A 12708-nucleotide genomic window follows, 5' to 3' on the forward strand; every position below is an offset into this window, starting at 1 on the left:
GCTTCGCTAGTGTGAGCTGACACCTAATTACAACGGCGCAACGTCGGTTCCTCCTAAAGACTGGTAAAGCGTAACCTGAGTGAGAAACTGGTTGTAGCGGTTCTCCAACAAAGAAGCTTGTGCGTTTCTGGTGTCTTCTTGGGCATTCAAATAGTCCATGATCGATGTCGAGCCATACTGATACCGCGCAGCATATATGGACTCAGCGGCACTTGCGGCATCATATTGTTCTTGTAAACGCGCCGCTTGATACTTCAATTTTTCTCGTGCTGACAAGGCATTTTCGACATCTTGGAAGGCGGCGTACAACACTTGGCGATAGCTCACAATGGCCGATTGATAGTCTAAATCGGCAATGGCTTGGCTGTTTTTCATCTCATTCCACTGCAAAAACGGTAGCGTCATATCCGCACCTAAACTGCCGATCGGGTTGGAAAGCAGGTCTTTGAGCGCTTGTGACGATCCACCCAAAGCCCCAGTGAGCGTCAGCTTAGGCAAATAGTCCAAATCTGCTGCGTCTTTATTTGCTAGCGCGGCTTTGACTTCGTAAATCGCTGCTTTAATGTCGGGTCTGCGGATCAATAAATCAGACGGAGCACCAACACTCAACGATGGCATATCGCCTTCAGGCAGCATTTGGATGGTCGCACTGATGCTCTTCGGCGGTTGATTGAACAAAATCGCAAAGGCGTTGTTTGCCTCAAGTAAACTCTGTTCAAACTCACTTTGCTGCGCTTGTAAGCTTGCCAACGTACGTTTGGCTTCAAGCACATCTAACTGATCCACAGCGCCAAGTTGGTACTGTTTTTCAATCAATTGTAGCGTTTGAGCTGCGTCTACCACATTACGCTGGCTGAGGTTTAAGCGCTGTTGCAGATAGCCGATTTGCCAATATAGCGATGCCGTCGTTGCTACCAAACTTTGTGCGGTCGCCTCGCGATCTTGTTGACTTGCCATCGCCGACCACTTGGCTTGGTCAACGTCTGCCGAGATTTTTCCCCATAAATCCAACTCGTAATTGACGGATAAGTTAGTGCTGTAACTATCTGCCGATTCCCCGCTATCAAGAGATTTTTGAACTTGTCCTGATGTGGAAGAACTCAACGTAGGGAAAAGGTCATCTTGCGCTAAACCCAGCTGTAAACGCGCTTTCTTTAGCGTTAGCGTTGCCAGCGTCAAATCGTTATTTTGAGCCAACACCTGAGTAATGTATTGATTAAGAGTTGGGTCGTTAAACGCCAACCACCAAGGATCCATACTGACATCACCCGCAACATGCATCTGTTGCCAATTTGCAGGCACTTGCACCTCAGGAGCTTGATAGTCGCTACGCATAAGCGAACCACAACCTGACAACCACACTGCGCTTAAGGCAGCCGCGACCAATCGAGTCTTGAATTTCATTGTGTTACTCATTTTTAGTCTCTCGCTAGCGCTTCTATCGGATCGAGTTTGGCGGCATTGCGAGCGGGTAAAAAGCCGAAAGCGATGCCAATCAACGTTGAGCAAATAAACGCCCAGATGATCGAGTTCATTGAGTAAATCATTTGGAAGCTGCTGCCAGATGTACTGAATGCAAAACCAATCAAAAACGCCAACCCAATACCAGCAATACCACCACACAAACACACTAGTACCGCTTCAATCAAAAACTGACGCAAAATATCCGCTTGCCGCGCCCCCACTGCCATTCGCACACCGATCTCTTTCGTGCGCTCTGTCACCGACACCAACATGATGTTCATTACGCCAATTCCGCCGACAATTAGGGAGATCACCGCAATCGCTGAGATCAGTAACGTCATGGTGGCGGTGGTTTTCTCGATGCTCTGACGAATGGTGTCAGTGTTAATCGTGAAGAAATCTTCTGTACCGTGACGCATTTTTAACAAGTTGATGATGCTCTGTTCTACCGCTGCGCTTGGGGCGTTCTCATCAATCCGTACAGTAATGCCGTTGAGGTAGCGTTGTCCCATCATTCGTCCCGACATGGTGGTGTATGGCACCCAAATTTTCAGCGCGTCGCTGTTGCCAAACGCGTCTTCTTTTTTCTGCGTGACACCCACAATACGCACTGGCAATGAACCTAGAAAAATCACTTCACCAATCGGATTTCTATCCGCAAACATTTCCTTTCTGGTGTTGTCATCAATCACTGCTTCTTGGGCGAGCGAATTCACACTCTCTTCATCCCAAAACTGACCTTTGGCGATCTCATAACCGCGCACACGGAAATAATCTTCCCCAACCCCTTCCACAGACGCGGTTGCATCCTGATTGGCGTAACGCACGGTTAAGCTGTTGGATAAAGACGGCGTGACACTGTCGACAAAAGGTAGACTCTCCAACGATTTAGCATCGTCGGCGGTTAGCGTTTTCACTCGTCCGGAGCGGCGGTCACCAAACCCTTTGCCCGGCCTGACATCAATGGTGTTTGTTCCCATGGATGAAATATTCGACAAAATTTGCTGTTGTGAACCATTACCTAGTGCCACCACGGAAACCACCGAGGCTATACCAATAATGATGCCGAGCATGGTCAAAAACGTGCGCATTCTGTGGCTAGACATCGCCAGCAGCGCCATTTTGAGCGCGTCAATAAAACTGTCCCACTTCCACCACTTACTGGCGGCTTGCGCTGGGCGATGAAAAGACGCGCTCGGTGTATTTGCTGCTTGCTCATTGATTACAACTTGTGCATTTGGCGTATCTGCAATGATTTCACCATCTTTGATTTCAATGATGCGATCCGCAAAGTTCGCCACGTTCATATCATGAGTCACTAAGATGATCGTATGCCCAAGTTGATGCAATTCTTTAAGCAGTGCCATCATCTCTTGCCCACTGTGACTGTCTAATGCGCCAGTGGGCTCATCGGCGAGAATCACCTCACCACCGTTCATCAGTGCACGAGCAACACTCACGCGCTGTTGCTGGCCACCACTCAGTTGGCTGGGCTTGTGAGTCAAACGATCTTCCAGCCCCAAGCGAGCCAATAGTGACTGCGCTCGCTCCGTTCTTTGACGATGAGGAACTCCCGCGTAAACCGCAGGTACTTCCACGTTTGCCACCGCGGTTAAATCCCCCAGCAGATGGTAACGCTGGAATATAAAGCCAAAATACTCGCGGCGCAGCTCCGCCAGTTGGTCGGATTCCAACGTCGATACATCTTGCCCATTAATGAAGTATCGACCGCTGGACGGTTTATCCAAGCAGCCGAGCACATTCATCAGCGTCGATTTACCTGAGCCCGAAGCCCCCACGATCGCGACCATTTCACCGCGTTTTATCTCTAAATTAATGTGGTTCAACACAGTAAGCGACTCGTCGCCAGAGACAAAACGTCGAGTTAAATCCTCAACTTTTAAAAGCACGTCACTCATCTTAGAACCTCATTGGAGGTCGACGACGATCACCTCGGCTTGATGATTCTCCATCCATAGCATTGCCAAGAACAACCTGGTCACCCTCCTTCAAACCTGAGAGAATTTCTGCGTTCACTTTGTTGTTAATACCCACTGTCACGGGCTTTTCCACCACTTGGCCCTGTTCAAGCACTGGCACGGTATAGTTGCCTTTGCCGCCAGATTTTTGCAGCACTTGTGAAGGGACAATCAAGGTATTTTCCGATTGCTCAAGGACAATCGAAACTTGCGCAGTCATGCCAATACGCAAAATACCTTGCGGGTTCTTCACATCAAATACAGCGTTGTAGTAAATGGCGTCGCTATCTGAAATGCTCAAATCGCTGTCATCGCCATCCATGATGGTTGGCCCCGGCTCAATGGCGCGCAATGTACCTTTAAACTGCTGATTCGGTTTGCCTAAAATGGTGAACAGCGCCGTTTGGCCTGGGTGAACAAAAATCACATCGGCTTCCGAAATTTCGGCTTTCACCGTCATCGTATCTAACTTGGCTAACTCGATAATCGTTGGCGTGGTTTGATTGGCGTTTACGGTTTGTCCTTCTTCCACCGCGGTGTAGACCACCGTGCCATCCATCGGTGCGTTGATGGTGGTGTAACCGAGATCTAACTGCGCATTGTCGACGTTGATTTTGGCTTTCTCGATTTCGGCATCCAGTTGCGCTAACTCGGCTTTGTAGATGGCGAGCGTCGCTTCGGCATTCTCGTAATCAGCTCGTGAGCTCGCTTTCGCTGCCAACATGCCTTTTTGGCGCACGTATTCATAGTTTGCTTGTTTAATCTGCGCTTGCTTAGCCTGGTACTGAGCGTTGAGACTATTAAGAGACGCTTGGGCTTCTTTGAGGCTGTTTTGCTGAGTCAGGCTGTCAATCTGTGCAATCAAGTCCCCCTGTTTTATCTCATCCCCTAAGTTCACAGCGAGGCGTTGAATTTGCCCAGATACTTGCGCACCTACATTCACCAATTTGGACGCTTGCAACATGCCGTTAGCTAATACCGCCTTTTCGATATTGCCTTTGCGAACGACTTCTGTCGCGTAAGGAGAAATGGGTTCTGGACGTTGCAGATAATGATAACCACCAGCACCAATAGCAAGTAGGCCACACAAAACGAGCCATTTTTTATTGAGTTTCATAGCAGGAGTGAAGTAAATAATCGTTTTGATTTTATACTGCTATTTGTCTTAGCCGTACAGGGTACGAGACGTAAAGATAGGTAAATTAACGTCAAGAAACTGAATGAATAACTTCACTAACGTGAAAAATCAGAGATATTATAGTCACTTCAAAGCTTTATTATTCAATACGTATAGCAAAGACCATTTTTAATATAGAAATTCAAGTTATAAGTATTATAAACAAAACTTTTAAATACCAACAAACCAGTAAAAATCTTAACTTATTCAATATGCAATCCATTAAAATTTCATTATGGCCATTTTTAATTATTGAATTTCAAGAGGAGTTAAGTGGCAAGTTAAATAAAAAATACCCACATAACACAGGTAAGACCGAGAGGAGTGTGTCATGTGGGTTTAAACGATAGTTCTCTTGCTGATTCGAACTACCAACGTTGGGATGCAATGGAAATACAAATGACTCAGAGTTTCCATCACGGACACTTTATCGCTGGATTTCCCTCTATTTGTTAGGGAACAGTCAGCACAATAAAAATAGAGAAGTAATACCGCAAAAATAAAAATAGAGGTTCAGGGTTTAATTTACACTTAAAATAACTACTATATTCACGCCATGAAGCATTAATAAATTCAACAATAAATATTTATTAAGTTAAATTTACTTATTGTCAGCACACTGTTAGTTTTACTCCTAAACACACTGGTCAGATTTGTTTATTTTACTAATTTTAGTTGCAATACAACTTCTAATTAATTCATGAGAAAAACATGCAACGACAATTAACTCTTTCACCGATTTATTTATTAATCGGGTTAGCCTCCTCGACGGCGTATGCCGGTGGTTTTCAAATTAACGAACATTCTGCGACGGGTCTTGGTCGTGCTTTTGCTGGTGATGCCGTCATTGGTGATAATGCATCTGTAGTCAGCCGCAACGCCGCAGCGATGACGCTGTTTAAACAAAATGCCTTATCGTTCGGTGTCACTTACGTCAAACCTGACGTTACCGTTAAAAATGCGCAATATCATCGAGCTAATATTAATGCAGATGTCAATGTTGGTATGGGCGGTTTTCCTCCGTCCCCTCAAGTTGACATTACCCCGTCCTTCTCTCAAACCGTGACCGACATTGATGACGTCGATGGCGTTGGTCAACCAGCCGTTGTACCCAATTTTTACTTTATTCACCCTATCAACGACGACTGGTATCTAGGCTTATCGGCATATTCCAACTTCGGAACCGACATGGAGTTTAAACCAAACTATGGCGCACCTGTTTTTGGCGGTGTCACCAGCGTAGCGAGTGTCAACCTTGGCGCAAGCTTGGCATACAAGGTGAACGATCGTTTTAGTATCGGTGGTGGTATTGATGTGATTTACGGCTCTGGTGAGCTGTACCGCGATATGGACGTGGGTGTTTGCGTTGGTGGGAACATACTTGGAAACGAACTAGAACAACACTGTGGATCCGTAAAAGGCAACGCACTTGATGTGGAGGCTGGCGGCATTGGGCTGGGCGCGAACATTGGCATGATGTACGAGTTTAACGAACGTCATCGCTTAGGTTTAAGCTACAAGCACAGCCCTAACATTGATGCCAAGGGTGACATCCACTTTGCTGGCGAATCGTACGACTCGCTTGCTATGCCGCTACCGGATATTGCGGAGTTTTCCGGTTATCACCGCGTCTTACCTAAATTTGCCCTGCACTATTCTGTGCAGTGGATTGGTTGGTCAGCATTTGACAGCTTGAAAGCTGATGATCAGTTGCTAAAAGATTTTCAGTGGCAAGACTCCGCGCACTACTCCATCGGTGCGACTTGGTACGCCAATGAACGTTGGACACTTCGCACGGGTTACATGTTCGACAAAACACCTGTCGATGAGCTGACTTCGCTTTCTATCCCAGATTCAAACCGTCACTGGTTATCTGCGGGTGCCTCTTACCAATGGTCATCAGATACCACGGTTGACATCGGCATGACGTACTTGATTGGTGAAGATGTCAACGTAGAAGAGTACGCGTATGAAGGTGTTCCTGCACCGATGGTGACGGGCGTTACCCATTCAAATGCGTTCCTAATTGGTACCCAGCTCAGCCACCGTTTCTAATTTGTCAGGCAGTGATCAGACCTCTAGGTCATTGCCTTGTAACAACGCTTATCAAGGCGACCGAACAGAGACATTATTATGAACAAAACACTACTTGCTTTTTCACTCTCACTTCTCACTCTAGGCGCGGCTCAGGCTTCGGAATGGGGCTATGGCAATGAAAAACACGGGCCAGAACACTGGGGAGACATCGCCAAAGACTGCGCAACCACGAAAAACCAAAGCCCAATCAACATCGACAACCCAGCCGACGCAAAACTGGAAGCACTGAACCTTTCGTACACTGGTCAGGTCATTGGTTTAACCAACAATGGTCATACGCTGCAAGCGCAAGTGAACGGACGTAACAGCTTCACCATCGATGGCGAGACGTTCGAGCTGCAACAGTTCCATTTCCACACACCTTCAGAAAACCAAATCAAAGGCCGCCAATATCCACTTGAAGCGCACTTTGTACACGCCAACGCAGACGGCGAGTTGGCGGTAATTTCGGTGATGTTTGATGCTGGCGATCAAAACGCAGCGCTGTCTAAACTGATCAACGCAATCCCACAAGAGAATCAAACCACGCTCTTTAAAGATAATTTTGAGATTAATGACTTACTGCCAAAAACTGAAAACTACTATCGATTTAACGGCTCTTTAACCACACCGCCATGTTCAGAAGGTGTGCGCTGGTTTGTGCTTAAAGACACTCAAACCTTATCCAAAGATCAAGCCGCGAAACTGATGGAAGTCATGGGACAAAACAATCGTCCGCTGCAACCGCTAAATGCGCGCGTTGTACTTTCTAACTAAACGCCACATCCGATAAGGGGCATCGTATTTGCCCCTTATTTTGATTCGCTCTAACCTCACTTCGTTACAGGAACCCCCAATGAAAACTCCATCTGTTCTGTCACTCTTACTCGCACTCACCCCGACACTCGCCTTCTCTCATAACCTTTCTGTCGGTCAAACTACCCCATCCGTCAGCATTGATACCTATGGCGAAATGACGCTGCAAGGAGACGATGTGGCTTATCAACCTTGGGCAACTCAGCAGATGTTAGGCAAAGTCCGTGTGATACAAGCCATTGCAGGTCGTAGTAAAGCTAAAGAGATGAACGCGCCGCTGATGTCAGCAATCACTGCCGCTCACTTTCCTGAAGATCAGTATCAGACCACAACCGTAATCAACCAAGAAGACGCCATATGGGGAACCGGTACATTTGTAAAATCGTCGGCAGAGGACAGCAAAAAGACATTCTTTTGGTCTTCCATGGTGTTAGACAAAAATGGCGTATTAGCAACAACTTGGGATCTGCAGCAAGAAAGTTCTGCGATTATCGTACAAAATAAACAAGGCGAAATTTTATTCGTGAAAGAAGGGGCTTTAACTCAAGACGAAGTCACACACGTCATCGAACTGATTAAACAGAATATCTAAACCTAAGGTAAGGAAAAGTTATGAAACTATTCAACACCATCGCGCTCTGTCTTTTAGCGGCTGTAGCCTCTTTCCAATCGATTGCTGGAGACAACGGTTGGGACAAGATTGCAGATAAAACCGTCAGTTTTAAATCGGAAACCGACACAGTCAATCCACTGTCACCATTTGCTAACGCTCGTTTCAGCCACATCAAAATCAAATGTACGCAAGGTACGGTCGATCTGAAAAGCGTTAAAGTAATCATGAAAGATGGTCAGGAAAAGACGTTCGACAGTTTAGGTGTTCTGACTAAAGGCATGTCATCAAGAAGCTTAAGCCTACCAACAAAAGATAACGCGAAGTTAGACAAAATCGAGTTGAACTATGAATCGGTTGGCAGCACTGCGCTGCAAGTCGCGGGGGTGACCAAAAAAGCGCAAGTGGAAATCTTAGGTAAGAAAATCGACGAGTAAGCAATGGCTCAACGAGCTCACCCAAACTAAAAACAGCGGCACTAGGCCGCTGTTTTCATTAAAAAATCGTCATGGATAACTAAATGAATTTCTTCAGCTTCGCCAAACCATAAGCGGCGATGGTGACACAATCTTTGATCGTGCCGTCGATCATCATCTGTTCGAACTCCTCAACAGAAAAAGCGCGAGTGATCAAATCCTCTTCTTCACTGTCGAGTTGATTGCCCACGTCCGTTAAATCACTGGCGAAGTAGACGTGACATGTCTGATTCAAAAAGCCGTATGCGATAAACTGCGCGCCGACATACGCCATAGCGCTCGCCTGCGTGCCCGTTTCTTCACGCAGCTCGCCTTTGGCAAGCTCAAGATGATCCGCATCTGGGTTTGATTCCCACGCCCCTTGTGGGATCTCCCAACAACGTTGACCTACGGTGTAACGGTACTGCTGAACCAAGTGAATCATCCCGTTATCGATAGCCAGAATCGAAGCACAATCAGGTTTGTCGACCACACCATAGATGCCCTCTGCGCCGCTCGGACGTAAAATTTTGTCCTCACGCACCGTCATCCACTTGTTCTGGTAAACGACTTTGCTGTCTAACTGCTTGATGTCTGACATGGTTATTCCTTGATTTTTCTGAGGGTTACTGCGGAATAATACCCGATTCGGTTACGCCACCAAAATGTTCTTTAGTTCACTCAAAGACTCAACGGTATAATTTGGTGCGATACGCTCATCGACGCTTGCGCCTGTGGTATTTAACCAGCAAGTTTCAATACCAAAATTATTACCACCCAGAATATCGGAATGCAGGTTGTCACCCACCATCAGTACGCGCGTTTTGCATGGGTTGCCCATTTGCTGCATCGCGTATTCAAAAATACCTAAGTCCGGTTTTGCTACGCCCACTTGTTCAGAGATCACCACTTTATCGAAGTACTCAGTCATCCCTGTGCGCTCAAGGCGAATTGCTTGCAACTCTGTAAAACCGTTGGTGATGATGCCCATTTTAGCTTTGCCTTGCAGCGCTTCCATCAGCTCTTTTGCACCTGGCAACAAGCTGCAAATATCGGCCATTGCTTCTAAAAATGCGCTGTTGAGATCTGCTGTTGTGGTATTCAACTTCTCAGCCCACTCGGTAAAACGCTTATGTTTTAGCTCATCTGCCGTTACTTTGCCGTCTTGGTAATCCACCCAAAGCGGTTTGTTTACGGTTTGGTAATGAGCAAAATCTTGTTCAGTAAAATCTACGCCTTTGCGAGAAAACATAAGCTGCAAACCTTTGAAAGCATCAAAGTGGAATAAGGTTTCGTCAGCGTCAAACAGGATCCAATCGTACTTCATTTTCTTCTTCCCAAAATCAAGGTCGTAATACTGGTGCATAGTCTAGATTGTTTTCTTCTTGAAGATAATCTCTATAATTGGAAATTAATTGTATCCTTGTGCTCAACAATAAATGCTTCACGATAATAGGAGATTGAAGTGAACGCGATTGCCTCCCTGCCCGTTTTTGTTGCTGTTGTCGAATGCGGCAGCTTTTCCCTTGCGGCCAAACAGCTGAATCTGACGAAATCGGCGATCAGCAAACGCATCAACCAACTAGAAGACGATTTGGGCATTCGTCTCCTTAACCGAACCACGCGTAAGCTGAGCCTGACCGAAGCAGGAGAACGCTATTTTGAGTACGCCTCTCAAGCGCTCAACCTAGCCCAACAAGGCGTAGACGCGGTATCGGAACTGCAAGGCTCTCCACAAGGTCGGCTCAAAATTACCGTGCCGATGTCTTTCGGTGTACTGCATATCGCGCCTTTGATCAGCGAGTTTCTCGCTCGTTACCCGAAAATTGAAGTGGATTTAAGCCTCGAAGACAAAATGGTCGATTTGGTTAAAGACGGTTTTGATTTGGGGATCCGTATTGGTGAACTCACCTCTTCCAATCTAATCGCAAAACGTCTCGCCCCTTGTAAAAGTGTGCTTTGTGCCTCGCCAGATTACTTAGCGGAGTTCGGCACACCACAAAAACCAAGTGATTTAGTCAGTCACAACTGCCTGCGCTACTCCTATTTCCGTGGCGGCGTCGAATGGATGTTCATCAACAACGGCAGCGAATACAAGGTACTTCCAAAAGGAAACTTTATCGTCAATAACAGCGAAGCCATTCGCCAGTTGCTGTTAAGAGGTTCGGGCATTGCGCAGCTGCCAACATTTATTGCAGGGAGAGACTTTGCCGCAGGAAATCTAAAACCGGTGATGGAAGAGTATTCTCTGCCAGAACACGCCATTTATGCGGTTTTTCCTGAGCGCAAGCACATGCCGTTGAAAGTAAGAGCCTTTATCGATTTTATCAGCGAAAAACTCGGCACAGATTTACCTTATTGGGATCGTTACAACAGCCCAGAAAAATAACCATATTGATGATAAGTGAGTGAGATTTCACTACTGACATGTTCTGACATTCCATCCGCGTAACCTTATTTGGAACTCAACAGGCAATCCGCCAAAACCAATAAGGAATCACAATATGGAAACCGTTATCGAAACTGTGCAATTTCGTCTAACCGCAGGCACAACAGAGCAAGACGTGATCGCCGCTGCCAAACAGTCACAAACGTTTGTGAAGAATCTGCCGGGCTTTTTGTATCGCTCACTCAGTCACGAAGCGACGGACGATGTGTGGACAGACATCATTTACTGGCGTTCAATGGACGATGCAAAACAGGCGGGAAAACAGATTAAGCAAGCCGCTGAATTTCAGCCTCTGTTATCAATGATTGACTGCGAAAGCTTCGAGCTTAAACATCACAACTTAAAAATGTGCAGTGAGCTAGAGAAGTAATCAGCCACACTACCACTAACAACCAGTAGGTCTAGATAAGGAACATCATGAGCAAATCAGAACGACTGTTTGAGCTACTGACGCTTCTGCGCGCAAAGCGTTACGCCGTGACAGCGAAAGAGCTCGCAGAAAGAATGGAAGTTAGCGAACGTACGATTTATCGCGATATTCAGTCGTTGCTCAGTTCTGGTGTTCCGATTCAAGGTGAAGCAGGTGTCGGCTACCTGTTGCAAGCTGGCTCTCATCTGCCGCCTTTGATGTTCTCAGAAAAAGAGATGATGGCGCTTGAACTGGGTATGCGGATGGTTCGAGCCTGGTCGGATGCCGAACTCGCCGAAGCGTCTCACTCTGCGTCCACCAAAATACTTTCGGTATTGCCCGATAAGCTCAAACAACAAGTGGAAGATTGTCCGCTGATTGTGCCCGATTATCACACCCAATCCGAGACTGCCAAACGAGGGCAGCTTCTGCGCCACGCGATTGATCATCAGTTTAAGGTCAGTTTGGATTACCAAGATGAAAGCGGACAGGTGACCGAGAGAAAAATCCAACCGTTAGGCCAGTTCTTTTGGGGCAAAGTCTGGACGCTGGTCGCCTGGTGCGAATTGCGCGATGACTACCGCCAGTTCCGCCTCGACCGTATCCAAGCACTGCGTATGCACGATGAAGAGTTTCAGAGTGCGGAAACCAAATCTCTCAAACATTATATTGCGCAGTATGAATCGAAAGATTGAGTGTTCTTCATCCTTCCATCACAAGGATTCTAAATTGCTCTGCTCAATGCGCGATATTTGGAAAGGCACATTTGGTTAAACTAATGTTTCATTTTTAACAGATGCGCAACCAACCTAAGATCGTTAACTTAAGTAGCACGTCAACCACACCGGAGCGTGAAGCTATGAAAGTACTGATTCAATACACCCAAGCAGGGAAATATAGAGATCAAGCGTGGGAGTCTTTAACTCTTCGATCTAAAGGTGATATGCAGGCCGTTACCCCTTCTTATGCTGCCCAACTTATCGAACAAAGCAAAGCGATACTTGTGATGACTGAGGAGCAACAAATCGTTATTCATCCATAACCGACTATTAGCCTTGTTTAACCAACCTTTGTTAGTTGTGCAAGGCTTACATCTCGCCATTACACGTTATCCATTTTATACACGACCAACTATATTTGGAGGTTAGCCTTAAGCATTTTTCCGAACATTGATGTTTGTTCGTTTAATCGTTCAACCTAGCTCAGGTGAAAAGCGAAAGTTACCTGATGTATCCCAAGAGGGGCCTAGGTGGTACCGCCTATTATCCTTCAT

13 protein-coding genes are annotated in these 12708 nt (G+C 46.4%); 8 read left to right on the top strand and 5 right to left on the bottom strand.

The genetic code is table 11. The annotated features are described in order from the left end of the window. Positions 1–27: 27 nt before the first annotated feature. From R7Z41_RS09955 to R7Z41_RS09965, 3 genes are read right to left on the bottom strand one after another with little or no spacing between them, the layout of a single operon-like run. Positions 28–1404, bottom strand: coding sequence for an efflux transporter outer membrane subunit (locus R7Z41_RS09955; protein WP_225478026.1), 1377 nt, complete (start codon positions 1402–1404; stop codon positions 28–30). A 14-nt stretch (positions 1405–1418) separates the two neighbouring features. Further along, on the bottom strand, positions 1419–3383 hold the full coding sequence (locus tag R7Z41_RS09960) for a MacB family efflux pump subunit (protein ID WP_021484336.1): 1965 nt from the start codon (positions 3381–3383) through the stop codon (positions 1419–1421). A gap of 1 nt (position 3384) precedes the next feature. Further along, positions 3385–4560, bottom strand: a complete 1176-nt coding sequence (locus R7Z41_RS09965; RefSeq protein ID WP_033906270.1) for an efflux RND transporter periplasmic adaptor subunit — start codon at positions 4558–4560, stop codon at positions 3385–3387. A 771-nt stretch (positions 4561–5331) separates the two neighbouring features. Here R7Z41_RS09965 and R7Z41_RS09970 point away from each other — a divergent pair. The 4 genes from R7Z41_RS09970 (at position 5332) to R7Z41_RS09985 (ending at position 8559) form a co-directional block, all read left to right on the top strand. Then, entirely contained in the window at positions 5332–6675 is a 1344-nt protein-coding gene (locus tag R7Z41_RS09970) for an OmpP1/FadL family transporter (protein WP_104980373.1), read from the top strand. A gap of 78 nt (positions 6676–6753) precedes the next feature. Beyond that, positions 6754–7473, top strand: a complete 720-nt coding sequence (locus R7Z41_RS09975) for a carbonic anhydrase (protein WP_225478025.1) — start codon at positions 6754–6756, stop codon at positions 7471–7473. A gap of 79 nt (positions 7474–7552) precedes the next feature. Beyond that, complete coding sequence (locus R7Z41_RS09980; protein WP_225478024.1) at positions 7553–8104, top strand: YtfJ family protein; 552 nt, start codon at positions 7553–7555, stop codon at positions 8102–8104. Positions 8105–8124: 20 nt separating this feature from the next. Next, entirely contained in the window at positions 8125–8559 is a 435-nt protein-coding gene (locus R7Z41_RS09985; RefSeq protein ID WP_104980368.1) for a hypothetical protein, read from the top strand. 79 nt (positions 8560–8638) lie between these two features. On the opposite strand, the gene R7Z41_RS09990 is transcribed toward R7Z41_RS09985, so the two are convergent. Both R7Z41_RS09990 and yjjG read right to left on the bottom strand, forming a co-directional pair. Next, positions 8639–9178, bottom strand: a complete 540-nt coding sequence (locus R7Z41_RS09990) for an NUDIX domain-containing protein (protein WP_225478023.1) — start codon at positions 9176–9178, stop codon at positions 8639–8641. 51 nt (positions 9179–9229) lie between these two features. Beyond that, the gene (yjjG, locus tag R7Z41_RS09995) at positions 9230–9904 is read right to left on the bottom strand and encodes a pyrimidine 5'-nucleotidase (RefSeq protein WP_005374109.1); all 675 of its coding nucleotides are present in this window, start codon (positions 9902–9904) and stop codon (positions 9230–9232) included. Positions 9905–10042: 138 nt separating this feature from the next. On the opposite strand from yjjG, the gene R7Z41_RS10000 reads away from it, so the two are divergent. The 4 genes from R7Z41_RS10000 (at position 10043) to R7Z41_RS10015 (ending at position 12477) form a co-directional block, all read left to right on the top strand. After that, positions 10043–10966 carry a LysR family transcriptional regulator gene (locus R7Z41_RS10000; RefSeq protein ID WP_104980365.1) on the top strand — a complete coding sequence of 308 codons (924 nt, stop codon included), beginning with the start codon at positions 10043–10045 and terminating at the stop codon, positions 10964–10966. Positions 10967–11081: 115 nt separating this feature from the next. Continuing rightward, the gene (locus R7Z41_RS10005; RefSeq protein WP_021452372.1) at positions 11082–11396 is read left to right on the top strand and encodes a hypothetical protein; all 315 of its coding nucleotides are present in this window, start codon (positions 11082–11084) and stop codon (positions 11394–11396) included. A gap of 47 nt (positions 11397–11443) precedes the next feature. Beyond that, positions 11444–12130, top strand: coding sequence for a helix-turn-helix transcriptional regulator (locus R7Z41_RS10010; protein WP_005497912.1), 687 nt, complete (start codon positions 11444–11446; stop codon positions 12128–12130). Between the two features lie 164 nt (positions 12131–12294). Continuing rightward, on the top strand, positions 12295–12477 hold the full coding sequence (locus R7Z41_RS10015) for a hypothetical protein (RefSeq protein ID WP_064369688.1): 183 nt from the start codon (positions 12295–12297) through the stop codon (positions 12475–12477). The last annotated feature ends 231 nt before the right edge of the window (positions 12478–12708 follow it).

This window comes from Vibrio sp. 1457 (assembly GCF_033340195.1).
In the GTDB taxonomy this organism is placed as follows: Bacteria; Pseudomonadota; Gammaproteobacteria; order Enterobacterales; family Vibrionaceae; genus Vibrio; species Vibrio alginolyticus.